The organism is Pacificimonas pallii (assembly GCF_019204005.1).
GTDB classification, from domain to species: domain Bacteria; phylum Pseudomonadota; class Alphaproteobacteria; order Sphingomonadales; family Sphingomonadaceae; genus Pacificimonas; species Pacificimonas pallii.
The window spans coordinates 635,722-659,859 of record NZ_JAGSPA010000001.1; the positions used below are offsets into that span (position 1 = coordinate 635,722).

Sequence of the window (24,138 nt, forward strand, 5' to 3'; positions counted from 1 at the left end):
TACGGATCATGGCGTTTCTTTCGCTGCGGAGAGCCGTGTGAACAACAGCCGGTCGGGACCCTTGAAACCAAACAACCACATCATCGCGGCATAGAGCGCTACGAGAGAGGGCAGGCCCGCCGCAAGCAGCCAGAAGGGCGGCAGGAACGTCATCGCGGCAAATCCCGCAGCGACCATGACGATCGTGACAGGCACGAACACCCAGCGCAGGCCGCTAACGCGCTCCGGAATCAGATGGTGCATCAGGGACACCTTCAACGTGCTCGACAGCAGCGCGGCAAGGGCAACGGCGAGCGCCGCGCCGATCCCCTGCACCGGCCGCGTCTCCGCGACATCGGGAAAGATGACATCGAACAGCTGGACGAACACCAGCGTCATGGCGATCTGCGCCGCCAGCACAATCAGTGACGCCATGAGATTGCGGTGCCGCGCCATATATACCAGCGCGCCTTCGCTGACCGCGCCCGTCACATACAGCACTTCGGCGGCCAGCAGCAGGAACAGGATGCCCGCCCCCGCGCCGAATCCGTCACCGATCAGCTCCATCGAGGCTTCGCCGGTAAAGCCGAGGCAAAGCGCGATGCCCAGCTGTGCGGAGATGATCCAGAATCCGACCTGGCGCAATTGCTGGCCGATATTGCCATAATCCTTCGCCTTGACGCCATGTGCGATCACCGGGGCCAGGATGGGGTCGAAGGTGACTTTCAGCTTTTGCGGCAGGGACGCGAATTGCTGCGCGACATAATAGACGCCCAGCACGGCGGGCGCGGCGAACTGGCCAAGAATGATGACGTCAATACGCCGCATCGCCCAGTCGACGGCGTCGGCACCCGCCAGTGGCCAGTTCGCTTTCATGATCAGGAGCAGCTGCGCCGGGCGCGGCGACCAGCCCACGGGCAGGCCGTACATGCGCACGCACGGAATCACCGACGCGATGAATGCCATCACCATCGATGCCGCATAGGCCATGATGAGGGCGTCGGGCTTCCAGTCAGGGACAAAGGCGAGCGCGGCGGCCACAAGCGTGATGGTCCAGGGTTCGACAATGGCGCGCGCCGTTACCGCCGCCTGCACATTGTGCCGGTAGGCCAGCGCGGCCAGCGTCACTTCGGACCCGACCAGAAACAGCGCCGACAGCGGAAACAGACGATCGAGCCCGCTGATCTTGGATGCGGGAAACACGACTTCGGGAACCGCCACCATGATGCCCGCCCCGATCGACGCCATCAGCACGGCGGCAAGCAGGGCGTCGCCGATGACATGCGCGGGGGGCCGCTCCTGCTTCGCCAGTTCAGCGGCGATCCCGCGTCTCAGCCCCAGCGTGGCCAGCACCGCCATCAGCTCGACGATCATGATCGCATAGGCGAAACGGCCAAGCGCCTCCGCCCCGTAAAACTGCCCGGCAATCACCAGAAACGGGATGCGCGCCATCAGGCGAAGAAGGAAACCGAAGAAATTCGTGCGCCCGCCCTTTGCCAGCGCCTGCGTATCGGCCCCGCGCGCGTCTTTCCCTCCATCGGAGGCTTGGTCAGGGCGATCGGGAGCGCTCACAGCCGCCGGTTATGACGGCCAGCGAGGGGGACGGCAACGGAAACACGTATCCGGCTATGGAAGTTCATCCCTTGTGCAGATGTTCCGCACGAAACGGGAACTTCCCGTAGTGCTGCAATGCCTCTAGACCGGACTTCCATGGCACGATCCTCTTCCCCCTCTTTCCTGCGCCGCGCATGGGGTTATGCGTGGAAATCCACGCTGGCCATCGGCCTGTTGAGCGTGATCGGTCTCGTCATTGCCGTTGGCATCACCATGGCGACCCTTCCCGGTTTCGATACGCTGCGGACATCGCCTGTGGGTCAGGCTGTGCGCGTGAAAAGCGCGGACGGCGCCGTCCTCGTGAATCAGGGTCCCAGCTATGGCGGCTGGCTCAGCTATGACGAGATCCCGCCCATCATGGTGCAGTCCATGCTGGCGGTGGAGGACAAGCGCTTCATGTCGCATCCGGGTATCGACCCGAAGGGCATGGCCCGTGCGTTTTACATCAATGTCACGGCGGATCGCAGGCCGCAGGGCGCGTCGACCATCACGCAGCAGCTCGCGCGCAACATCTTTCTGTCGAACGAGCGTACCTATACCCGCAAGCTTCGCGAGGCGCTGCTCGCGCTCGCGATGGAGCGCAAATTCACCAAGCAGCAGATCATCGAGCTGTACCTGAACCGTGTCTATTTCGGCGGCGGTGCCTATGGCATCGATGCCGCCAGCCGCCGCTTTTACGGCCATTCCGCCACCCAGATGACACCGGCGGAATCGGCCATCATCGCCGGTCTTGTGAAGGCGCCGAGCCGCTTCGCGCCGTCCGCTGATGCGGAACGCGCCCGCGGCCGCGCCGACGTGGTCGCCCGCCTGATGGAGGAGCAGGGCGTCGTGTCCGATGGCGATGCCGTGCGCAGGGAAATCGCGGCGCTTGAATTCGCGCCGCAGCCAAAGGCGAACGATGTCCGCTACTTCACCGACTGGGTCCTGTCGCAGGTCGAGCGGCTGACCGACGAGACGAAGGAACCGCTCGTCGTGACGACGACACTGCTTTCCGCGATGCAGATCGCCGCCGCCGACGCGGTCAAGGGCCAGACGCCCGAAGGCGTGCAGGGCGCGCTGGTATCGATGAGCCATGACGGCGCGGTGCGGGCGATGATGGGCGGCCGGGATTATGTCGATTCCAACTATAACCGCGCCACGATTGCGGAGCGCCAGCCCGGATCCGCATGGAAGCTGTTCGTCTATCTCGCCGCCATTGAGGGCGGGCAGTTGCCTGACGATATCGTCAGCGACACGCCCGTCACCATCGAAGGCTGGACCCCGCGCAACTATGGCCGCTCCTATCGCGGCGAGATCACCATGCGGGAAGCCGCGGCGCGGTCGTCAAACAGTGTCGCGGCGCAGCTTGGCTACAGAAACGGCATCGACAATGTCGCCGATATGGCGGAGCGTTTTGGCATTCAGACGAGGATCAGCCGGCGGCCTGCCATGACGCTCGGGACCTCCACCGTGCGCCTGATCGAGATGACGGCGGCCTATGCGGCCGTCGCGCGCGGCGGTGTCGCCGTCGAGCCCTTTGGAATCACACGTATCGAGACCGCAAATGGCCGTTTGCTTTACGAACGCGATGTGCGCACGCCGCGCGTGCTGGTCGCGCCCTGGGTCGCAACCAACATGACCAACATGCTGCGCGCGGCGGTGGAAACCGGCACAGGCCGCGCCGCGCGGATCGACCGGCCGGTCGCAGGCAAGACGGGCACGACCAGCGACTATCGCGACGGCTATTTCGTCGGTTTCACGGGCGATATCACGACGGGCGTCTGGATGGGCCGCGATGACAATTCGCCCGTTCCCGGCCTCACCGGGGGGGCCGCGCCCGCCCGCGCCTTTGCCGTCTACATGCGCGCCGCGACCAAGGGCATGCCGATCCAGGAGCTCGACAGCGACATCCGCATCGATGACGTGTTCGCGGAGCCGGATGCGGAAGTTTACGGTCTCGACGACACATGGGAAGGCAGCGACTGGGCCGAAGATACATGGCCGGAAGACGATTATTCAGGCGATGAAACACGGTATGGCGACGACTTCGCGCCTTTGACCGATGCCGCCGGGGCCGGGGCCGCCTACGCACCTTCCCACGCCGGTCAGCAGGCGCCGCAGGTCGGAACCGGACAATCGCCGGGCGCGGCGCAGGCCGAGGCTGATGTCGAGGTCGACTATGGCCGTCCGCCGCCGTCGGACATGCGCGCCGCCGATGTGCCGACCAGGCCGCGTCCGCCGGGTCGTCCCGCCGCTGACGATGGCTGGCTGGATGAACGCGCCCCAAGCGCTGCCGCGCCAGCCAGGCCTCCGCAACGACCGGCGGGCGGACGAACGTCCGGTGCCGCCGCGCCCGGACCGTCGAACCTATTGCCTGCCGACCCGGTGTAAGTCCGCGCCGTGCGCGCGCAGCCAGATGTCGGATTCGCGCTGTGTGCCGCCCGCCAGCCGATCTGCCAGCGCATGGAACTCCGGTCCGTGACCGGCATGCACCAGATGCGCCACTTCATGGGCGACGACGGCACGGCGCACCAGCGGCGGCGCCAGGATCAGCCGCCAGCTGTAATTGATAGTGCCTCGATGCGGATTGCAGCTGCCCCAGCGGCTCGCCGTATCCCGAACGCGCACCGACGTGATGCGGCTGATCGCGGCACCCGGCTCCAGTTGCGCCGCGCAGGCCCGGCTATCCTCGGTCAGCCTCGCGCGCGCCTCGGTGCGTAGCCATCGCTCGACGCGCCCTGAAATCATGTCGGCCGGACCGCCGACGGTCAGGACGGCACCCGAAAGCGCGGGCATGCGGCGCGCGGTGACGTCATGGCGGATGCTGATATCCTCTCCCTCGAACGGCAGCGTACCGCCATCCTGAAAGGGCTGCGGCGCTGGCCATGTTTCCAGCTGGGCGGTGATCCAGGCGTGTTTTTCCGCCAGAAAGCGCTCCGCCTTTGCGCGGCGCAGGTGACGCGGATGACTGACCGTGATGCGGCCCAGCCGCGGATCGGCGCGTAGCGTGATCCGCCGCGCCCGCGGATTGGGCAGGAAAACGACCGGAACCTGCCGCCCCGCCACATGAAAAATGTCCGTTGTCACAGGACCCGTGTGGTCAGATGATGCTCCATGGGACCGGCGTCCAGCTCTGACACGGTCCAGCCGCGCACCGAAATACCGGCCTCATGCACGCTATCGGGATCGCCGCTCACCAGGGGGTGCCATTCCGGCAGCGTCTCGCCCTGCGCGACCAGCCGATAGGCGCAGGTCGTAGGCAGCCATGCGAAGGTCTCGATCCTGGCCGCCGTCAGCCGGACGCAGTCCGGGACATGCGCCTTTCTGCGGCGGTAATCGGAACAGCGGCAGGTATCCCGGTCCAGCAGGCGGCAGGCGATATTCGTCGGGATAACGTCGCCGGTATCCTCATCCTCCATTTTCATCAGGCAGCATTTGCCGCAGCCATCGCACAGGCTTTCCCATTGATCCCGTGTCATTTTTTCCAAAGGGACGGTCTCCCAGAACGGCGCTGTCATGACGTCATCCAGCGCTCTATGTCCTTTGCCATATCTTCGGGGGAGACATCGCGCGCATAGATATTCACCGGCTTACCGTCGGCGTCCATCAAATAGATATAGGCGCTGTGATCGACCAGATAGAAACCATCCTCGCGCGCATCGGCTTTCGAGGCGTAGATGCGATACGCATCGACCGCCTGCTGCACCGCGTCCGGCGATCCCGACAGGCCGAGCATTTTGGGGTGGAAGTTCGCCGCGAACTCACCGGCGATTTCCGGCGTGTCGCGCTCCGGGTCCACGCTGATGAAGATCGGCACGAGATTTCCGGCCGCGGCGAGGGCGGCCTGCTCGACCAACCGGTAGGCGCGGCCCATGCGTTCCGCATCGACCGGACAGACATCCGGGCAAAACGTATACCCGAAGTAGATGAGCCGCCACCGGCCCTTCAGGCTGTCATCGGTAATGATGTCACCTGCCGCATCGGTCAGCGCGAAATCGCCGCCGATCGCGGCACCGGCCATTGGATAATTCGTGCCCTGGGCCGCCGCCTCCGTTTCCTGCGAAGTCTCGGAGCAGGCGGCAAGGCCAAGCATGATGATAGCGGCGAGAAAGGCGCCCGAACGCGTGCGCGCGGCGTCTGGTTGTTTCGTGTTCATGTCGTATAGACTATAGAAACTGGCGTATGAATCCACAGGTGAACAGGGACAGATGGTCATGATATGGGGACGACTCTTCGTCGCAGCGGCGACCGCGATGGCATTATCGGTACCCGCATCGGCACAGTTCAGCGAGCGTTACGAGTTCTTCAAGGCGGTCGAGGAAGAAAATGCCGCGGAGGTCAAGGCCATGGCCGAATCCGCCTCGTCCACGATCATAAACAGCAAGAAACGCGAAAGCGGGCGAACGGCGCTGCATATCGTCACCGAAAAGCGTGACGCATCGTGGATCAATTTCCTGAAGGGTTTCGGCGCGGACGTGAACGTGAAGGACGATGCCGGCGACACGCCGCTGATCCTGGCCGCCAGTTTGCGCTTCACCGACGGCGTACAGCTACTGCTCGCTTATGGCGCGCGCGTCGATCTTGCCAATAATCGCGGAGAAACGCCGCTTATTCGCGCCGTTCAGCGTGCCGATATGGAGGCTGTCCGCCTGCTCTTGAAGGCCGGGGCCAATCCCGACCAGGCCGATCACGTCGCCGGACTCAGCGCCCGCGACTATGCCGCCCGCGACCGCCGTGCCCGCCGGATCCTGACGCTCATCGAAAATTTCGAAAATGAGGCTGAGGACAAGGTCGGCCCGGCCCTATAGCACCCGGCATATATCCGCAGGGTTAAGTCGGCCTGCGATGACATATGGGGTTCGTCAATCGCCCGCAGACCCGCGCTTCGAACCGCGCGTCGATGTGGCGCTCGGCGGCCGCATAGCCCTCGGCAATGAAGGCATCCGCCGTCGCTTCGGTGCGTTTCAGGCCACTGGTGATCAGCACCGCATCTTTCGGCAGCCCATCGGCCAGCCATGCATAGCCCGCTTTATCGGACGCGTGTCCGCCGCATCGTCATACATCTTGCGAAACAGGCCAGGCGCGCCCTTGAGGACCGGTCAGCCTGTGCGGATTGGCTCATATTTTCTTTCCTGTCAGCACGCTATAGCATCCGTAATGAAAAGCGCGACCCACCCCCTGCCGGAGACCCTGGGAATACCGGGTATCCGGGTACGCACGCTCATCATGATCCGCTGGATGGCGATTGGCGGACAGGCGATCACTCTGCTCATCGTCGCCCTCGGCCTTCGTTTCGAATTCCCCTATCTGGCAGCGGCGGCGGCCATTCTCGCCTCCTTCATCCTGAACTGCAGCCTGCTGTTCCTGTATCCGCGCAAGGCGCGGCTGGTCGGCGGTGAAGCGCTGGCACATCTTGGCTTCGACCTCGTACAGCTGGGCGTGCTGCTGTTCCTGACCGGCGGGATCGGCAATCCCTTTGTCGTTCTGATGATCGTGCCTGTGGTCGTTTCCGCCACGCTGCTGTCCAGCCGGGCAACTTTCGTGCTGATCGCCATCGCCATCGCGATCCTGTTCGCGGATTGGCAGTGGGCACGGCCGCTGCCGTGGAATGGCAACCCGCCTGCCATGCCCGAATTGCTTCAGGGCGCGATTTTTGCGGCGCTGGCTTTCACCATTATCTTTATCGCGCTCTATGTCCTTCGCGTATCGCTGGAGGCGCGGCGCTGGCAGCAGGCGCTGGTGACCACGCAGGCCGTTCTGGAGCGGGAAACGAAGATGTCCGCGCTGGGCGCGATGGCGGCGGCGGCGGCGCACGAGCTTGGCGGACCATTGGGCACGATCACCCTCATCGCAAAGGACCTGAATCAGGAGTTGAGCGGCGATCCCGACTTCGGCGCCGATGTGGAACTGCTCGCGCGGGAGGCGGAGCGGTGCCGCGCCATCCTCACCGGTATCGCGCAGCGATCCGAGGCGGAGGCGCCGTTTCCGGAACTGCCCCTGTCAACGCTTCTCCACGAAATCGCCCATGATTTCCCGGAAGCGCGGGTACCCATCACGGTGGCGCCCGCGGCAACGTCGCTCCCCATCGTCCCGCGTACATCGGAACTTCGGCACGGTCTTTTAAACCTGGTCGACAATGCGCTGCGCTTCGCCACAAGCGAAGTGGTCCTGGCCGCCACAGCGGATACGGACCGGCTTGCCATCCATATCGAGGATGATGGTCCCGGTTTCCGCGCGGACCTGTTACCGCACCTCGGGGAACCCTATCTTGGTCCCTCCCGTTCAGGCAGCGGTGGCACGGGCCTTGGGATATTCATCGCGACAACGCTTTTGGAGCGGACGGGCGCGCGGGTCCGGTTCGGCAATCGCCAGCGCGGCGGCGCGCGGGTTGAAATCAGCTGGCCTCAGAAAGAGGCCGAGGAACAGGAGACGATCATATGAGTGACACCAAGGAAGGCACGCTGCTGCTTGTCGACGACGACAACAGCTTTCGGCAGCGGCTCGACCTCACCTTGTCGCGCCGGGGCTATGACGTTCTTGCTGCCGCTGGTCTTGCAGAGGCGCGGTCACTCGCCGCCACGTCGAAGCCCACCCATGCCGTGCTCGACATGCGGCTGGAGGATGGCAGCGGCCTTGATCTTGTCGGAGAGCTGCGCGCCGCCAATCCGGGCATCCGCATCGTGATGCTGACGGGCTATGGCAATCTCGCCACTGCCGTGGCCGCGGTGAAGGCCGGAGCGGTCGACTATCTCGCAAAGCCGGCGGATCCCGATGACATCATCAAGGCCCTCGATGCCAATTCGGGCGACAAACCGGCCCCGCCCGAGGATCCAATGTCGGCCGACCGGGTGCGCTGGGAGCATATACAGCGGGTCTACGAGCTTTGCGACCGCAACGTCTCGGAAACCGCGCGCCGCCTGAAAATGCACCGCCGCACCTTGCAGCGCATTCTGGCCAAGCGCAGCCCGCAATAAACGGCTGTCACGGCGGGCGGCAGCCTCGCAGGTCGCGGCAGCCGGACCGCGCTGATTCCTCGCCCCGCCAGAAGGCGTCCGCTTCCGTGACAGGGCGCGCGCCCGGCATATGGAGGGCAATGAACCGGCTATCCCCTCCCTTCCAGGAACGGGTCCGCATTGCGCATGTGCCGCGCCGCTGCGGCCCGCGCGAACAATAGCGTCGCCCGTTTGCGCCGGGCGGGTGCCAGACTGTCCTGCGCGGGCGGGCGCAGGACGGCGGCCTCGAACCGGTCCGCCACGATCAGCCCGCTCATTTCCGGAGAGAAGCACGCCTCGTCCAGTAGTGACGCCTCGAATCCCGCCGGGATTCCCCAGTAGAATTCATCGCACCAGGGCAAATAGTCGCGCCATTTCGCATCGCCGCGCAGATCGGCGACGGACACCTTGATCTCGACGATGGTAATTCGGCCGTCCTCGCCAAAGGACATGATGTCGGCCCGGCGTCCACCCGGCAGCATCATCTCGGTCAGGCAGTGTGACTTACGCTGCCAGAACAGCCGTGCAATGCCTCTTGCGACATCGTGCGCGGTCAGCGGCGAATCGGAAAGGGCGATGTCCTGCATCCGGGAACATTACCGGAACATATCGGCAGGCGAAACCCGTTATCATTCCGGGCCGCCGGTGCGCGGCCCGACCGGTCGAAACGGGAGGACGGCCTAGCGGTAAAAGATATGCTGACCGATATCGGCCGTTTTTTCGAACGCCCGGCGCCATTTCGGCTGCACATATGTCGCGTGGAAAAAGACAGCCTCGTCGGTCACGTCTTCCCAATTTTCCGTCGCCGCGACAACCGCGACGGCCTCCGCGCGCTTCCAATTATTGTTCGGCACCGCCGGAACATCGGGCTTGCCGTCAAATGTGAAGCTGAACTGCGAGCGCTGGTAGACCACTGCGCAGATCGAGGACGGCCAGCGACGATCGTCGACACGGTTCAGGACGACCTGCGCGACGGCAAGCTGTCCCTCCAGCGGTTCACCGCGGGCTTCATTATACACGGCGCTCGCAAGGCAGCGCATTTCTTCGTCCAGCTCGGGCGTACCATAGTCGCGCACGTTGCGAACCAGCGTATTGAGGCTGATATCATGCGCGGGCGCCTCGATCTCGGCCTGCGTGGAAACAGCGGCCAGCGGCTGGATAAAGTCGAAATCCTCCGCTTCCAGCGTGAATGTGACGGGCGGCGCATCCTGCAGAACGACCGGTGCGGCTTGCAGGTCGGTCGATACGTCTGCGGCTGCGAGCAGCCCAAGACTGCCGAGGGCCAGTGCGATGGCCCGCTTTGATTTCAACATGTGTTTTAGTCCGTTTAAGGATCGGTGCGGGTCTTAAGTCGTGCCCGGCGTGCAAACTGTAACTGCACTCAGTCGATCTCGTTAAATCCAGACGCCCCCATTGGCGCAAATTCCTTGTTTCAGGAAGATGCAGTCAAAATCCCTAAATATCAACTTACCGAGGCCAAATCCGCGATGAACTGTGCAGGATCAGGGATGTCCAGTTCAATTAACCATAAATCAGGATCATAGCGGCGCTGTTTCTCCAGCGTTTCTTCCAGTTTTTTACTGTCTTCCGGCTCGTTTTCCACCAGTGCGCGCCAGTCCACCGTGCCGTCGCCAAGGTTTGTTCGTGCCCAGGCGGACACGTGCGAATCGCGGCCGCGCAGGATCAGGATCACCGCGCCGGCCACGGGCTCACCCTTGGCGATGATCGTGGCGAACCCGCCGTTCGTCGTGACGTTCCGGCGCAGCCCGTCCAACCATAATCTGGTCGGCAGGCGGGTCAGGCGCCGACATCCTTTTCATGCTGATCCTGGCGCCGATAACCATCGAGATCCGCCAGTGCGATTTTCGAGCGCATGAATGTGCCGGTACCGCGCGCGACTTCCTCGCCATCGGCCGTCGTCAGCGTGCTCTCGCCGACATAGAGCCGCCGTCTGCCGCTGACGAAACGGCCTTCGGCGACCAGGGGTCCGGCGGGCACGGGCCGCTCCATGTGAAGATTGAAGGCGGTCGTCAGTATGAACACGTCGCTCACGAGGGAATTGACGGCGTAAAAGGCCGCGTCGTCCAGCATCTTGAAATAGATGGTGCCATGCGCGGCCCCGGCGGCATGAAAATGCTGCGGGTGCACGTCGAATTCAATCCGCGACACACCTTCCGCCGGCAAGGTCAGACGCGACGAAAACATGTCGTTGATCGGCGCGCGGGCATAGAGTCTCTCCAGCGCCGAACGATGTGCCAGCCCGGTCATAAGCTAGGCCGCTTGGCTCCAGCCGTGCGTGACGAGCAGGGCATGCGCAGCGTCGGCGGAAGAGGCGCCGCGCAATTTTTCGACAAGTGCATTGTCCCGCATCAGACGGCTGACCGCCGCAAGTGCCTTCAGGTGATCCGCGCCCGCTTCTTCGGGGGAGATGAGGGCATAGACCAGATCGACCGGCTCCCCATCGAGCGCGCGGAGGTCGACCGGACGGGTCAGGACCGCGAACGCGCCCACCACATTGTCGAGGCCGGACAGGCGGGCGTGCGGAACCGCGAAACCGCCGCCAAAGGCCGTCGATCCCACCCGCTCACGCTGCACCAGCGCCTCGGCGATCAGCGCCGCGTCGAGACTTGTCGCGCCGGCAAGCATTTCGGCCAGCGCCTGCATCAGTCCCGCCATGGTTTCGGCGGCCAGCTCGACCTCGATACAACCTTTGCAAAGCAGCCTCGCCGGATCGAATGCGTGCGGGCCTGTCACTTAGGCTCGACCCAGCCGATATGACCGTCCTGACGCTGGTAAACCATGGCGAGCTTGCCCGATTGATTGTCCGTGAACATCAGAGCGGGGGTATCGCGCAGGTCCAGCATCATCACGGCTGTCGCCACGCTGCATTCCGGAATATCGCCCGCGCTTTCCGCAATGATCAGCGGCGCTTCGTCGGCTTCCTCCAGTTCTTCGCGGGGATCACGCTGCAACACGCGATATTCCGCGCCGATCTGCGGCGGCGGCGCGCCCTTGCGGTCACGGTCGGTCAGTTTTCGCTTGTAGCGGCGCAATTGCGTTTCGAGCTTCTCCGCCGCGGCATCGAAGGCGGCCTGCGCGTCGCGAAACGCATGGGCGTGCGATTTCATGTGGAGGCCCTGTGAGGCCTGCACCAGAATACTGGCGTCGAACTCATGTTCATGCGCGCCTTTTGCGACGGTCACATTCGCACCGGTCATGCCAACCGGATATTTTTCCGAAAGGCCGACAATCCGGTCCTTGGCGTGAGTGGTGAGAGAAGCCCCAACATCGATCTGATGTCCCGAAACGCGAATATCCATGGAGGTCTCCCTTAGCTGTTCAAACAGTCGGCATAGCGGTCCCACACCGGATTATCCAACGCGGCAACGAACTTTCTGTGCCGTTCCGCCTCGTCCGCGGAAACGAAGAAGGTCCGCTTCGGCCAATTGCGGGTCTGCGGCGGGGCCGCGATGGCAAGATCGTCGGCGGGCGCATCGGCCTGCAAGTCCATGCCCCGCTGCCGCCCGCCGCAAAGCTCGACATAGACATCCGCCAGCAGTTCGGAATCGAGGAGCGCGCCATGTTTGACGCGGCGCGACAGGTCGATGCCAAAGCGGTTGCACAGCGCATCCAGCGTCAGTTTCGCGCCCGGAATCTTTGATTTCGCCATGGCCAGCGTATCGACGACGCGCGTCTGCGACAGTTTCGGTTTGCCGATGCGCACCAGCTCGGCATTCAGGAAATTCATGTCGAAACTGGCATTGTGCGCCACCAGATTCGCATCTTCGCCGATAAATGCCAGGAAGCTGTCGGCGATGTCCGCGAAGCGCGGCTTATCCGCCAGCATCTCCATTGAGATGCCGTGAATTTTCTCGGCCTCCGCGGGCATGTCGCGGTCAGGATGGATAAGTTCGTGGAACGTCCGGCCCGTCGGCATCAGCCCGTCAAGCTCGACCGCGCCGATTTCCACGATGCGGTCGCCTGAATCAGGACTTAGGCCCGTCGTTTCCGTGTCGAAGATGATTTCACGCATTGACGGCAGTATCGGACTCCATGGACCGAGAGGCAAGCCGCAAGCCGCCGCACCGCGCGTAAAGTGACCCGTTTCCCGCGCCCCGTCTCGATAATGAAATCGGATCGTGCGCGTTTCTGCCGGTCCGGCACCTGCGCCGCGCGAATCGCGAGAAACCTCGCCTCTGTCATGCCGGGCCGTCTCAGCACGCGCGCGCGCTGCACGCGTGCCGGGGCGGACACCGTGATGATGCCGTCGACATGTTTCCAGCCACTGCCTTCGAACAGGAGCGGAATGTCGAGGATGACGAAGGACGTCCGCCCCCGCCGCGCCCGCGCCAGAAACGCGCTCTGCGCCGCGGCCACCATCGGATGCATGATCGCCTCCAGGCGTTTCAGGTCCGCGGGTCTACCAAACACCGCCTTGCCAAGCGCCTGGCGGTCCAGTCCATCCGGTCCCGTGGTACCCGGAAACGCCGCTTCGATCATCGCCAGCGCGCGCCCGCCGGGTCCTTGCAGGCGATGCACTTCGGCGTCGGCATCGAACACCGGCACGCGCAGAGCGGCGAACATCGACGCGACCGTCGATTTCCCCATGCCGATCGACCCTGTTAGCCCGATGACCTTCATGACGTCAGCAGCGCGCGCAGGTCATCTTCATCCGCATGCGGCGCATCTTCGCCAAAAAAGACGCTGAACGCCGCCATCGCCTGTCCGATCAGCATGCCAAGGCCGTCAAGGCAGATCAGGTCGCGTTGCCGGGCGGCGCGCAGCAAATCCGTCTCCAGCGGCGAATAGACGATATCATAGACCGCGGCATGGGACGGCAGGGGCGCGATGTCGATCTCCAGCGGGCTGAATCCCGCCATGCCGAGCGTGCTCGCATTGATAAGCAGGTCCGCTGGCGGCAATGCCATGCCGGGCCGCTGCACATCGCCAACGATCTGCAAATCACCAAGAAGCGCCGCCGCCTTCTTACGCGTCCGGTTGATCATCGTCACATGACCGATACCCCGCGCCCTCAACGCATATAGAATCGCCCGCGCCGCGCCGCCGGCGCCGATCACCACGGCATGGCGTCCGCCCAGATACATCTGCCCCAGCGGTCGCAGGAACCCCTGCCAGTCGGTATTGTGGGCCGAAATGCCACTCGCATCCGTATTGGCGACGGTGTTGGCCGCGCCAATCATGTTCACGTCGGGGGTTATGCTATGGCAGGCCGCAAGGACCGCCTGCTTGTGCGGTGCCGTGACATTGCATCCCCGCCAAAGGGGGTCCCGCCGCCGCGCGGCGATATAGTCGCCAAGCTCAGCCGGAAGGACATGCGCATGCCGGTAATCCGCGTCGATTCCCAGCTTTTCCAGCCAGAACCTGTGGATCAGCGGCGATTTCGACTGCGCGATCGGGTCGCCGATCACTTCTGCATAGGGCCGCGTCATGGCGGGTAAATCATGCCAGTTCACGAAGCGAGAACCCCGCGCGTCCGTAGATAGTCGAGAAGCGGCAGCAGCGGCAGCCCCCTGATGGTGAACTGGTCGCCCTCGACCTGGGAAAACAGCTGAATGCCCATATCCTCGATCCGGTAACCGCCCACACCCCAAAGCAGTGTCTCGCCCTCGCGAACCAGATAGGCGTCCAGCCATTCGTCGGAAAACGCCCTGACGGTGAGTTTCGCGCTATCGATATGCCGCCATACCGCGCGGCCCCGCTCGGCAATCACCAGCGCTGACATCAACCGGTGCGTTCTTCCGCGCAGTGACAGCAATTGCGCGCGCAGTTCCGCCATGTCCGCCGCCTTGTCCATCGTCCCGCCATCGTCCCGCGCCAGGATCTGGTCTCCGCCCAGCACCAGCGCGCCGGGATGACTGTCCGCGACGCGCAGGGCGATTTTCATCGCTTTGGCCTCCGCGAGCGCATCCGCCATGGCGCGCGGGCGTGCCCCGGCGGCGGTCAGGGACAGTTTCAGCTCCGCTTCGTCGACGCCTGGTGACATCGCCTCATGCGGCACGCCCGCCGCGTTCAGGATCGCCCGCCGCGATGCGCTGGTGGACGCCAGGATCAGCTGGGGCGCGGGCCGGTCGGTCATGCGCTTGGCGAGGGGCCGCCGGCTTCGCCGCTTGGCAGCGCTTCGTTCATCAGATTGATGACCGCCGCCGCGGTTTCCTCAATGGCCTTGCGCGTCACGTCGATGACCGGCCAGCCCTGATCGGCAAACAGCCGTCTTGCGTTCAGAACTTCGGCCTTCACCCGTTCATTGTCGACATAGGTCGTATCGGGTGCCTGCGCCAGGCTGAGGAGGCGGTTGCGCCGCACCTCCACCAGGCGTTGCGGCGTGGTCGTCAGTCCGACGATGAACGGCTTTTTCAGCTGGAACATGTGCGGCGGCGGATCGCGCGTCGGGACCAGCGGATAATTCGCCGTCTTATAGCCGCGATTGGCCAGGTAGATGCTGGTCGGCGTTTTCGACGTGCGCGATACGCCGACCAGCAATATGTCCGCCTCATTCCAGTTTTCCGCCATCTGGCCATCGTCATGCGCCATCGTATAGTTGATGGCTTCGACACGCGCGAAATAGGCGTCATCGAGTTTATGCTGGCGCCCCGGCTTCGCCGTCGCCGCCTTGCCCAGCATCATGGCGAGGCCCGCGACGACGGGATCGATCGCGGATACCGCCGGCAGCCCCAGCGCTTCGGTGCGCGTTTCCAGATGGTTGCGCACTTCACCCGTCGCCAGCGTGAAGATGACCAATCCCGGATTGCTGGCGATATCATCCAGCACCCGGTCCATATGTCCCTTGGAGCGTACCAGCGGCCAGAAATGCTTCACGGCGTCGACGCCTTCAAAACGGGCCAGACTGGCGCGCGCGACGGACTCCAGGGTCTCACCGGTTGAATCCGAAACGAGATGGATGTGAATACGGGCAGCCATGATCCTGCTCCCTATTTCCTGTCGGCAGGAATTGCGACACCCGAAACGAAGGCGCGTCTAACGATAAAACCGAATGGCGGGGTAACCCTGTGGAAAAGTTCGCGGACGACTCGGATACGGAAGCCGGTGGAATTTCGTCGGCTGGAATCCCGCCGATTCGAGTCACGATTCGTCCACAGATTCACGCCCGAGGAGAAACCGCCTGTGTGTTAACGGTCCTTAACGAGTATGAACCGCGCAAACGCCGCGATTCGCTGGACGCGATGACATGTTGGCAACTATGTGGATAGCCCGTTAAGCCCCGACATTCACCGCACCAACAACTACTCCTATTTATTAAATAGGAATGAAGAGAAGGTAGGGCATGGCCGATAAGCCGATCCTGAACGTCCTGAAGGGCGAAGCGCTTGATCCGCCGCCGATATGGTTCATGCGTCAGGCCGGGCGTTACCTGCCGGAATATCGCGCCCTGCGTGCGGATCGCGGCGGTTTTCTGGACCTTGTCTATGACAGCGAGGCGGCGGCGGAAGTCACGCTGCAGCCGCTCCGCCGCTATGGTTTCGACGCGGCGATCCTGTTTTCCGATATCCTGATCGTGCCGCATGCCATGGGGCAGCATTTGAGGTTCCTGGCGGGCGAAGGTCCCGATCTGTCGCCGCGCCTCGCCGTCGCCGACCTTGCCAGCCTGACGCCCGCGCATCACCATTTCGATCCGATCTATGAAACCGTGCGCCGCGTCGCTGCCGATCTTCCTCAACATGCGACGCTGATCGGCTTTGCAGGCAGTCCGTGGACGGTCGCGACCTACATGGTGAACGGGTCGGGCTCGAAGGAACAGGCGGAGGCCCGGCTGATGGCCTACCGCGAACGCGGCCGCTTCGCCGCGCTCATCGACGCGATCTCGGACCTCACCGTCGAATATCTCTGCGGCCAGATTGAGGCGGGGGCGGAGGTCGTGCAACTGTTCGACAGCTGGTCCGGCAGCCTTGCGCCCGAAGAATTCTTCCGCTGGTGCATTACCCCGACACGCCGTATCGTCGATGCCGTGCGGGCACGGCACCCGGATACGCCCATTATCGGCTTTCCAAAGGGCGCGGGCGGCAAGCTGCTGCGCTACGCCCGCGAAACCGGCGTCGATGCGATCGGCATTGATGAAAGCGTCGATCCCGCCTGGGCGCACGAAATACTGCCCGCCGGACTGCCGGTGCAGGGCAATCTTGACCCCATGGTGCTTTTGACGGGCGGCAAGGCGCTCACCGATGCCGTCGCGGCCATCAGGGCGGCGCTGAAGGGCAGACCGCATATTTTCAACCTTGGCCACGGCATTTCAAAGGAAACGCCTCTTGCCCATGTTGACGAGGCGCTGGCGGCCATTCGGGCATGACCGGTTTTCTGGGGGCCGCCTATCTGTGGGTGAAGGCGGCGCATCTGATCTTCGTCATTTTCTGGATGGCGTCGATGTTCATCCTGCCGCGCTACCTCGTCCACCTGCACGGCGAGCCGGAACTTGCCGATCGCTGGGGCGAGCGCATCGGCCGCCTTCGCCGGGTCATCATGACGCCAAGCATGCTCATTGTCTGGCTTCTCGGTATCGCGCTCATCGTCAATATCGGTCTTGTCGGCAATGGCTGGCTGCATGCGAAACTGCTGATCGTGTTCTTGTTTAGCGGTTTTCACGGCTGGCTGATTGGGCTTTCGCGGAAAATGCTGGCAGGTGAGAGACCGGTTTCGGAAAAGAGCTTGCGCCTGATGAACGAAATTCCCAGCGTCGTCGTCATCAGCGTCGTCATCCTTGCCGTCGTGAAGCCGTTCTGACCTGTTCATCCGCAAGACCATGCCGCCGGAATCGCGAACGGCGCTGAGATGAATCTGCAAGAACGGAATCCCGCATGATCGAAACCGGCACCCTCATTTCGCTCGCCATCTATTTCGCGCTGATGCTGGGCATCGGTATCTACAGCTGGCGGGCGACGCAGAATGACGTGTCGGGTTATATGCTGGGCGGGCGCCAATTGGGTCCGGGGGTGACCGCGCTTTCGGCGGGCGCCTCTGACATGTCGGGCTGGATGCTGCTGGGCCTGCCCGGCGCGATGTTCGTCTCGGGATTGAGCGCGGCGTGGATCGCCGTCGGTCTGCTGATCGGTGCGTGGCTCAACTATGTCTTCGTCGCGCCGCGGCTCAGGACCTATACCGAGCTTGCCGACGATGCGATCACCATCCCCGACTATTTCGAGAAGCGGTTTCAGGACGACAGCCACGCACTCCGTATCGTGTCGGGGCTCGTCATCATCCTGTTCTTCACGCTCTACACCGCGTCAGGTGTCGTCGCGGGCGGCAAGCTGTTCGAAAGCGCATTCGGGATCGACTATCGGTTCGGGCTGTGGATCACGGCGGGGGTTGTGGTGGCCTATACCCTGTTCGGCGGCTTCATGGCCGTGTCGATCACCGATTTCGTCCAGGGCTGCATCATGTTCGCCGCGCTCATTATCGTGCCGCTTGTGGCCTTTGGCGGATTGAGCGGTGCGGACGGCCTGACGACGCAGCTCAATGCCATCGATCCGAACCTGCTCGACTGGTTCGGCGGCGGCATCGGCGCGCTGGCGATCATATCGGCGGCATCCTGGGGTCTTGGCTATTTCGGCCAGCCGCATATCATCGTGCGCTTCATGGCCATCCGTTCGGCGCGGGATATTCCGGCCGCGCGCAACATCGGCATGGGCTGGATGACGGTGACCATCATCGGTGCCTGCGCAACGGGCTTCGTCGGCCTCGCTTATGCCCGCGCCAATGGCATCGCGGTCGAGGATCCGGAGACCATCTTCATCATCCTGTCGCAATTGCTGTTTCATCCGCTCATCGGCGGCTTCCTGCTTGCCGCCATCCTCGCGGCGATCATGTCCACCATTTCCTCGCAGCTTCTGGTCGCGTCCTCGTCCCTGACGGAGGATGCCTACCGCCTCTTCATCCGCCGCGGGGCCAGCCAGTCAGAGCTCGTCCTTGTCGGCCGTTTTGCCGTTCTTGCCGTCGCGCTCATCGCCATCGGCCTCGCGCACGACCGTTCGTCCAGCGTGCTGACGCTTGTCGCCAATGCCTGGGCAGGGTTCGGCGCCGCCTTTGGTCCGCTCATCCTGTTCAGCCTGTGGTGGCGCCGTACAACCTTTGCCGGCGCGCTTGCCGGTATTCTTGTTGGCGCTGCCACGGTCATCATCTGGGTCTACGGCCCGTTCACCTGGAACGGCGCGGGGCTTGGCGCCGCCATCTATGAAATCGTGCCGGGGTTCTGCCTGTCAGCCGCGGCGATTTACCTTGTCAGCCTGGTGACGCAAACAAAGCCGGGGTCGGTGGCAACTTTCGACCGTGTCGACGCCAGCATCAGGGCCGCTTGACGTCCCCCTGGAAGCGGCGTATTTTGTGAATTGATCGCTGCAGGTTCCTGCGGCACGTTTTCTCAATGTCAGCGCCCGTTCCGGGCCATCCGTGCGTTCTGCACACCGGCTGACCGAAACATCCCCTGAAAGACCAGTTCATGCCCGTATTGCATCTGCAAGACCTGAAAGACAAAGCGCCCGCCGACCTCGTGACGATGGCGGAGGATTACGGTGTCGAGAACGCGTCGACGCTGCGCAAGCAGGATCTTTATTTCGGCATTCTGAAGGGCGAGGCCGAGGACGGCAATGAGGTGCTTGGCTCCGGCACCATCGAAGTCCTGCCTGACGGGTTTGGCTTCCTGCGCTCGCCCGAGGCGAATTATCTCGCCGGTCCGGATGACATCTACGTCGCGCCCGCGCTGCTGCGCAAATATTCGCTGCGCACCGGCGACACGGTCGACGGCGAAATCCGCGCGCCGCAGGATGGCGAGCGCTATTTCGCCCTGAACACGGTTTCGAAAATCAACTTCGACGACCCGGATGTTGTCCGCACCCGTGTCAACTTCGACAACTTGACGCCGCTTTACCCGGACGAAAAACTGAACCTCGACGTCGCCGATCCGACCATCAAGGACAAATCCAGCCGCGTCATCGATGTCATCGCACCGCAGGGCAAGGGCCAGCGCGCGCTGATCGTCGCGCCGCCGCGCACCGGTAAGACCGTCCTGTTGCAGAACATCGCCCGCGCGATCACGGAAAACCATCCGGAAGTCTTCCTGATCGTTCTCCTGATCGACGAACGACCCGAGGAAGTGACCGACATGCAGCGTTCGGTGAAGGGCGAGGTCGTGGCCTCCACCTTCGATGAACCGCCAAGCCGCCATGTTCAGGTCGCCGATATGGTCATCGAAAAGGCCAAGCGGCTCGTTGAGCATAAGAAGGATGTCGTCATCCTGCTCGATTCGATCACCCGCCTTGGCCGCGCCTATAACACCGTCGTGCCGTCCTCCGGAAAGGTCCTGACCGGCGGCGTCGACGCCAACGCCCTGCAGCGCCCCAAGCGTTTCTTCGGCGCCGCGCGTAACATTGAGGAGGGCGGCTCGCTCTCCATCATCGCCACCGCGCTGATCGACACCGGCAGCCGTATGGACGAGGTGATCTTCGAAGAGTTCAAGGGCACGGGCAATTCCGAAATCGTCCTTGACCGCAAGGTTTCCGACAAGCGCATCTTCCCTGCCATCGATGTCGGCAAATCCGGCACGCGCAAGGAAGAGATTCTGGTCGAGAAGGACGTGCTTGCGAAAATGTACGTCCTGCGCCGCATCCTCATGCAGATGGGCACTGTCGACGCGATGGAATTCCTCCTCGACAAGATGAAGGATTCCAAATCCAACGAGGACTTCTTCTCCTCCATGAACCAGTAGGGTCCGCGCCTCATGGACTTATCGATCCTGAATTTCCTGTTCATTCAGGATCTCGGTGGCCCCGCGGAAATCTGGGCGGCCATCGTCCGGGATTTTTCGGACATTACCAGCCCCAGCGCGCTCAGCGCCTTTGGCCAGGTGCTGATGATCGACATCGTGCTTGCAGGTGACAATGCCATCGTGGTCGGCGCTCTGGCTGCCGGTTTACCCGCGGATCAGCGGCGGAAGGTGATTGCGATTGGCGTCATTGCGGCGCTGGTCCTGCGCGTCATCTTCGCGCTGATGGTGACGTGGCTGCTCGGTATTGTCGGGCTGATCTTTGCGGGCGGCATGCTGCTCCTGTGGGTTGCGTGGAAGATGTGGCGCGAGGTGCGCAGCGGGGCGATGATGTCGCCGGGCTCGCCAGAGATCGAGGGCGATGAACATTCCGGCCTCGGGGCATCGAAAAGCTTTGGGGCGGCGGTGTGGGCCGTGGCCGTGGCCGACGTGTCGATGAGCCTCGATAATGTTCTTGCCGTTGCGGGCGCGGCGCGCGAGCATCCGGGCATATTGATCGTCGGTCTGATCCTGTCGGTGGCGTTGATGGGCGTCGCCGCGAACTTCATCGCGAAATATATCGAGCGCTATCGCTGGATCGCCTATGTCGGCCTCGCCGTCATTCTCTATGTGGCGGGCAAGATGATCTACGAGGGCTTTGTCGATCCCGATGTCGGCGTGATGACGCTGCCCTTCCTCACATCCATATTCGCCTGATCTGCTCTAGGAGATACGATAAATGCCCCAGCTCGTCCTGATCCGTCACGGCCAGTCCCAATGGAATCTGGAAAACCGGTTTACCGGCTGGTGGGATGTCGATCTGACCGAGAAGGGAACCACCGAGGCTATCGATGCCGGAAAGGCGCTGAAGGCGGCGGGGATGGAATTCGATCTTTGTTTCACATCGTATCAGACGCGCGCGATCAAGACGCTCAATCTGGCGCTGGAGGCGATGGACCGTCTATGGCTGCCCGTCACCAAGAACTGGCAGCTCAACGAACGTCACTATGGCGGCCTGACCGGGCTCGACAAGCAGCAGACGCGCGACCGGCACGGCGATGAGCAGGTGCATATCTGGCGCCGCAGTTTCGATACACCACCGCCAGCGATGGACGCGGGCAGCGCATTCGATCTGTCAGGCGATCCTCGCTACGCAGGCGTGAAGGTCCCGCTGGCGGAAAGCCTGAAAAATACGATCGAACGTGTCCTGCCCTATTGGAACAGCGCAATCGCTCCCGAGCTCAAGGCGGGAAAGCGCGTGCTGATATCCGCGCATGGCAACAGCCTGCGCGCGCTTGTGAAGCATCTGTCGGGCATTTCGGACGATGACATTACCGGCCTGGAAATCCCCACTGGTCAGCCGATTATCTACAATCTGGATGAAAATCTGAACGAGGTCGAGCGATACTATCTCAAGGATCGCAGCTAGGTGCGGTTCTGACGCTTGACGGCATACATTTCCTGGTCGGCATCCGAGAGAAGCCTGTCAAAACCGACGCCCGGTTTCAGCATCTGCACGCCGACCGAAATCGTCAGCGGGAAGCGCCAACCGGCATATTGTACAGGCATGTCGGCAACCGCGGAGGACAGTTCCGTCGCTTTTCGCCGCGCGTCGGTCTCGTCAACATGGCTGAGCAATACGACGAATTCATCGCCGCCAATGCGCGCGAGACTGTCTGTCGTCCTCAAATTCTCAAGAAGCACGCTGCCGACATGCAGCAGGGCCGCATCCCCCGCCAGATGGCCGTGCTCGTCATTAATGGTCTTCATATGATCGACGTCGATAAAGATGACGGCAGAGCTGGTGCCGTGGCGCTCCAGATCGGCAATTGCGCGGGTGACATCACGCGTAAAGCCGCGCCTGTTGGCGATCGGCACCAGATCGTCGGTCTCGGTCTGCCGCTCCAGCTCGGCGATACGTATCCGCGCGGCATTCAGCTGATGCTCAAGGCTGCGCACTTCGGCCCGCATGGCCGTGAATGTCTTCTCCGTGCTGAGGGAGAGGTCGCTGGCCGCTTTTGCAAGCGCGTCAAGCTTGTGCGCGCCGCCGGTTACAGAGCCAGGCGGCCGCTGCAGATCGACCGGACTGTCGGAATGGGATTCTTCTCGCGAAACAAGCGATGCTGGCATGATGGTCCTCACAATCGCCCATGGACGAGACATGACAACCCTCCTAGGCTAAGGTGCTTCTCAAATGGTTAACAGGAACCAAGACGACGGCATGAGTGCTGCGACCCCAACCGGCGATGTGGATGTCGGCGTCATCATGGGAAGTCAGAGCGACTGGAGCACGATGACCGCGACATCGGAGGTGCTGACGGAACTTGGCGTGTCGCACGAAGTCCGCATCGTCTCGGCCCACCGCACGCCCGACCGGATGTACGATTACGCAAAAACCGCGAAAGGGCGGGGCCTGAAAATCATCATTGCGGGCGCGGGCGGCGCGGCACATCTGCCAGGCATGACGGCCGCCCTGACGCCGCTCCCCGTGCTTGGCGTGCCGGTACAGTCAAAAGCACTGTCCGGGCAGGATTCGCTGCTGTCGATCGCGCAAATGCCCGGCGGCATTCCGGTGGGAACACTCGCCATTGGCAAAGCCGGGGCCAAAAATGCCGGCCTGCTGGCGGCGGCCATGCTGGCGGCGTTCGATGACGCGTTGGCGGAACGTCTCGACGCCTGGCGCGCGCGCCAGACCGAGAGTGTCGCGGACCAGCCTGAATGATCCCTCCTGGATCGACCATCGGGATCCTGGGCGGGGGACAGCTTGGCCGCATGCTGGCCATGGCAGCGGCGCAGATGGGGTATCTGGTGCATATCTATGCTCCTGATGAACATCCCTGCGCGGGGCAAGTCGCCGCCCTGACGACGCGCGGCGCCTATGACGACCTGGAATCGCTAGGGCGTTTCGCGGACAGCGTCGACGTGGTGACATTTGAATTTGAGAATATCGATGCGGGCGCACTTGCCTATCTTGCCGAACATGTGCGGCTGTCACCGCCCCCGCGCGCACTCGAAATTGCACAGGACCGCGTGTCGGAAAAGATGTTCGTGCAGGATCTCGGCGGCCGACCGGCGCCTTTCATGCCGGTTGAGAGCCTCTTGGACCTAGAGGCAGCTTCACATAAGATAGGCACGCCGGCAATCTTAAAAACAAACCGATTTGGTTATGACGGTAAGGGGCAGATCCGTCTGCACGAAGGCAGCGATCTGAGCGACACCTGGCGGCAAATGGGGGGTGTTCCGTGCGTCTATGAGGGTTTTGTCGACTTCACGGCTGAATTCTCTCTATTGATTGCCCGGGGCGGTGACGGACGTTCCGTGCTGTATGCCGAGCCCGAAAATGTGCACGAGCACGGTATATTGGCACGTTCCACCGTGCCTGCGGGCCATGATGTCAGAGCGCAGGCGCGGGAGGCAGAGGCGCTGGCCAGAAAAGTGGCGGATGCCCTCGATTATGTCGGCCTGCTCACACTTGAATTTTTCTGCGGCGCTGATGGACCTGTATTCAACGAGATGGCCCCGCGCGTACATAATAGCGGGCACTGGACCATAGAGGGCGCCCGGACGAGCCAGTTCGAAAACCATATCCGCGCGATTTGCGGCCTGCCGCTCGGCGATCCAGGTCTTGCCGCCGCAGCCGTACAAATGGACAATCTGATCGGTAGCGACGTTGAGCGCGCGGTGGATGCGCTCTCCGATCCCCGCGCGCATCTGCATCTCTATGCCAAGGGTGAAGCGCGCGCGGGCCGCAAAATGGGGCATGTGACGCATATTCGCCGCTGAATATACGCTGCCGATACTGGCTTA

29 protein-coding genes are annotated in these 24,138 nt (G+C 62.9%); 12 read left to right on the forward strand and 17 right to left on the reverse strand.

All coding sequences use genetic code 11. The annotated features are described in order from the left end of the window. Positions 1–6: 6 nt before the first annotated feature. The gene (locus KCG44_RS02935; RefSeq protein ID WP_369411918.1) at positions 7–1,551 is read right to left on the reverse strand and encodes a lipopolysaccharide biosynthesis protein; all 1,545 of its coding nucleotides are present in this window, start codon (positions 1,549–1,551) and stop codon (positions 7–9) included. 138 nt (positions 1,552–1,689) lie between these two features. On the opposite strand from KCG44_RS02935, the gene KCG44_RS02940 reads away from it, so the two are divergent. Next, entirely contained in the window at positions 1,690–3,963 is a 2,274-nt protein-coding gene (locus tag KCG44_RS02940; protein ID WP_218444097.1) for a transglycosylase domain-containing protein, read from the forward strand. On the opposite strand, the gene KCG44_RS02945 is transcribed toward KCG44_RS02940, so the two are convergent. Genes KCG44_RS02945 through KCG44_RS02955 form a run of 3 tightly spaced genes read right to left on the reverse strand, consistent with a single transcriptional unit; the run spans position 3,940 to position 5,728 of the window. After that, positions 3,940–4,659 (reverse strand): M48 family metallopeptidase, encoded by a 720-nt coding sequence (locus KCG44_RS02945; protein ID WP_218444098.1) that lies wholly within the window; start codon positions 4,657–4,659, stop codon positions 3,940–3,942. The two genes, KCG44_RS02940 and KCG44_RS02945, sit on opposite strands and share 24 nt — an antisense overlap. Beyond that, complete coding sequence (locus KCG44_RS02950; RefSeq protein ID WP_218444099.1) at positions 4,656–5,090, reverse strand: YcgN family cysteine cluster protein; 435 nt, start codon at positions 5,088–5,090, stop codon at positions 4,656–4,658. Before KCG44_RS02950 ends, KCG44_RS02945 begins: the two co-directional genes overlap by 4 nt. Next, entirely contained in the window at positions 5,087–5,728 is a 642-nt protein-coding gene (locus KCG44_RS02955) for an SCO family protein (RefSeq protein ID WP_218444101.1), read from the reverse strand. Before KCG44_RS02955 ends, KCG44_RS02950 begins: the two co-directional genes overlap by 4 nt. A gap of 58 nt (positions 5,729–5,786) precedes the next feature. Here KCG44_RS02955 and KCG44_RS02960 point away from each other — a divergent pair, with 58 nt between their 5' ends. Beyond that, a complete protein-coding gene (locus KCG44_RS02960) occupies positions 5,787–6,380 on the forward strand; it encodes an ankyrin repeat domain-containing protein (protein WP_255536272.1) in 594 nt (197 codons plus the stop codon). Between the two features lie 22 nt (positions 6,381–6,402). Here the strand turns inward: KCG44_RS02960 and KCG44_RS02965 are convergent, their stop codons facing one another. Further along, positions 6,403–6,558, reverse strand: coding sequence for a hypothetical protein (locus KCG44_RS02965; RefSeq protein WP_218444103.1), 156 nt, complete (start codon positions 6,556–6,558; stop codon positions 6,403–6,405). Between the two features lie 171 nt (positions 6,559–6,729). Between KCG44_RS02965 and KCG44_RS02970 the strand changes: the two genes are divergently transcribed. Together KCG44_RS02970 and KCG44_RS02975 are read left to right on the forward strand one after the other, a co-directional pair. After that, entirely contained in the window at positions 6,730–8,013 is a 1,284-nt protein-coding gene (locus KCG44_RS02970) for an ActS/PrrB/RegB family redox-sensitive histidine kinase (RefSeq protein ID WP_218444104.1), read from the forward strand. Further along, entirely contained in the window at positions 8,010–8,546 is a 537-nt protein-coding gene (locus KCG44_RS02975) for an ActR/PrrA/RegA family redox response regulator transcription factor (protein WP_218444106.1), read from the forward strand. Before KCG44_RS02970 ends, KCG44_RS02975 begins: the two co-directional genes overlap by 4 nt. Positions 8,547–8,674: 128 nt before the next feature. Here the strand turns inward: KCG44_RS02975 and KCG44_RS02980 are convergent, their stop codons facing one another. From KCG44_RS02980 to KCG44_RS03030, 11 genes are all read right to left on the reverse strand, one after another. Next, positions 8,675–9,151: an MmcB family DNA repair protein gene (locus KCG44_RS02980; RefSeq protein WP_218444107.1), complete on the reverse strand. Its 477-nt coding sequence runs from the start codon at positions 9,149–9,151 to the stop codon at positions 8,675–8,677. A 93-nt stretch (positions 9,152–9,244) separates the two neighbouring features. Next, positions 9,245–9,877, reverse strand: a complete 633-nt coding sequence (locus tag KCG44_RS02985) for a cell wall hydrolase (protein WP_218444108.1) — start codon at positions 9,875–9,877, stop codon at positions 9,245–9,247. Positions 9,878–10,026: 149 nt separating this feature from the next. After that, positions 10,027–10,365 carry a DUF1491 family protein gene (locus KCG44_RS02990; RefSeq protein ID WP_369411926.1) on the reverse strand — a complete coding sequence of 113 codons (339 nt, stop codon included), beginning with the start codon at positions 10,363–10,365 and terminating at the stop codon, positions 10,027–10,029. Beyond that, entirely contained in the window at positions 10,362–10,832 is a 471-nt protein-coding gene (locus KCG44_RS02995) for a PaaI family thioesterase (protein ID WP_218444111.1), read from the reverse strand. The genes KCG44_RS02990 and KCG44_RS02995 overlap by 4 nt, the downstream gene beginning before the upstream one ends. A 3-nt stretch (positions 10,833–10,835) precedes the next feature. Continuing rightward, positions 10,836–11,318: a PTS sugar transporter subunit IIA gene (locus tag KCG44_RS03000; RefSeq protein WP_369411919.1), complete on the reverse strand. Its 483-nt coding sequence runs from the start codon at positions 11,316–11,318 to the stop codon at positions 10,836–10,838. Then, positions 11,315–11,884 carry a ribosome hibernation-promoting factor, HPF/YfiA family gene (gene hpf / locus KCG44_RS03005; RefSeq protein WP_218444112.1) on the reverse strand — a complete coding sequence of 190 codons (570 nt, stop codon included), beginning with the start codon at positions 11,882–11,884 and terminating at the stop codon, positions 11,315–11,317. The genes KCG44_RS03000 and hpf overlap by 4 nt, the downstream gene beginning before the upstream one ends. Before the next feature lie 11 nt (positions 11,885–11,895). Beyond that, positions 11,896–12,597 carry a DNA polymerase III subunit epsilon gene (gene dnaQ, locus KCG44_RS03010; RefSeq protein ID WP_218444113.1) on the reverse strand — a complete coding sequence of 234 codons (702 nt, stop codon included), beginning with the start codon at positions 12,595–12,597 and terminating at the stop codon, positions 11,896–11,898. Then, positions 12,558–13,205, reverse strand: coding sequence for a dephospho-CoA kinase (gene coaE, locus KCG44_RS03015; RefSeq protein WP_218444114.1), 648 nt, complete (start codon positions 13,203–13,205; stop codon positions 12,558–12,560). Before coaE ends, dnaQ begins: the two co-directional genes overlap by 40 nt. Then, positions 13,202–14,014, reverse strand: coding sequence for a shikimate dehydrogenase family protein (locus KCG44_RS03020; RefSeq protein ID WP_218444116.1), 813 nt, complete (start codon positions 14,012–14,014; stop codon positions 13,202–13,204). Before KCG44_RS03020 ends, coaE begins: the two co-directional genes overlap by 4 nt. Before the next feature lie 20 nt (positions 14,015–14,034). Beyond that, a complete protein-coding gene (locus KCG44_RS03025) occupies positions 14,035–14,661 on the reverse strand; it encodes a Maf family protein (protein ID WP_218444117.1) in 627 nt (208 codons plus the stop codon). Beyond that, complete coding sequence (locus KCG44_RS03030) at positions 14,658–15,503, reverse strand: pyruvate, water dikinase regulatory protein (RefSeq protein WP_218444118.1); 846 nt, start codon at positions 15,501–15,503, stop codon at positions 14,658–14,660. Before KCG44_RS03030 ends, KCG44_RS03025 begins: the two co-directional genes overlap by 4 nt. Positions 15,504–15,867: 364 nt before the next feature. Here KCG44_RS03030 and hemE point away from each other — a divergent pair, with 364 nt between their 5' ends. From hemE to gpmA, 6 genes are all read left to right on the forward strand, one after another. Continuing rightward, on the forward strand, positions 15,868–16,887 hold the full coding sequence (hemE, locus tag KCG44_RS03035) for a uroporphyrinogen decarboxylase (protein ID WP_218444119.1): 1,020 nt from the start codon (positions 15,868–15,870) through the stop codon (positions 16,885–16,887). Next, entirely contained in the window at positions 16,884–17,318 is a 435-nt protein-coding gene (locus KCG44_RS03040) for a CopD family protein (protein ID WP_218444120.1), read from the forward strand. Before hemE ends, KCG44_RS03040 begins: the two co-directional genes overlap by 4 nt. 74 nt (positions 17,319–17,392) lie before the next feature. Continuing rightward, positions 17,393–18,889 carry a sodium/proline symporter PutP gene (gene putP, locus KCG44_RS03045; protein ID WP_218444122.1) on the forward strand — a complete coding sequence of 499 codons (1,497 nt, stop codon included), beginning with the start codon at positions 17,393–17,395 and terminating at the stop codon, positions 18,887–18,889. A 149-nt stretch (positions 18,890–19,038) separates the two neighbouring features. Beyond that, positions 19,039–20,295, forward strand: coding sequence for a transcription termination factor Rho (gene rho, locus KCG44_RS03050; RefSeq protein ID WP_218444646.1), 1,257 nt, complete (start codon positions 19,039–19,041; stop codon positions 20,293–20,295). A gap of 12 nt (positions 20,296–20,307) precedes the next feature. Further along, positions 20,308–21,048 carry a TerC family protein gene (locus KCG44_RS03055; protein ID WP_218444123.1) on the forward strand — a complete coding sequence of 247 codons (741 nt, stop codon included), beginning with the start codon at positions 20,308–20,310 and terminating at the stop codon, positions 21,046–21,048. Positions 21,049–21,070: 22 nt separating this feature from the next. After that, positions 21,071–21,760, forward strand: coding sequence for a 2,3-diphosphoglycerate-dependent phosphoglycerate mutase (gene gpmA / locus KCG44_RS03060; RefSeq protein ID WP_218444124.1), 690 nt, complete (start codon positions 21,071–21,073; stop codon positions 21,758–21,760). Here the strand turns inward: gpmA and KCG44_RS03065 are convergent. After that, on the reverse strand, positions 21,757–22,461 hold the full coding sequence (locus tag KCG44_RS03065) for a GGDEF domain-containing protein (protein ID WP_218444125.1): 705 nt from the start codon (positions 22,459–22,461) through the stop codon (positions 21,757–21,759). The genes gpmA and KCG44_RS03065 overlap by 4 nt on opposite strands. Positions 22,462–22,552: 91 nt before the next feature. On the opposite strand from KCG44_RS03065, the gene purE reads away from it, so the two are divergent. Then, entirely contained in the window at positions 22,553–23,053 is a 501-nt protein-coding gene (gene purE / locus KCG44_RS03070) for a 5-(carboxyamino)imidazole ribonucleotide mutase (protein WP_218444126.1), read from the forward strand. Next, positions 23,050–24,114 carry a 5-(carboxyamino)imidazole ribonucleotide synthase gene (locus tag KCG44_RS03075; RefSeq protein ID WP_218444128.1) on the forward strand — a complete coding sequence of 355 codons (1,065 nt, stop codon included), beginning with the start codon at positions 23,050–23,052 and terminating at the stop codon, positions 24,112–24,114. The genes purE and KCG44_RS03075 overlap by 4 nt, the downstream gene beginning before the upstream one ends. Positions 24,115–24,138 lie beyond the last annotated feature (24 nt).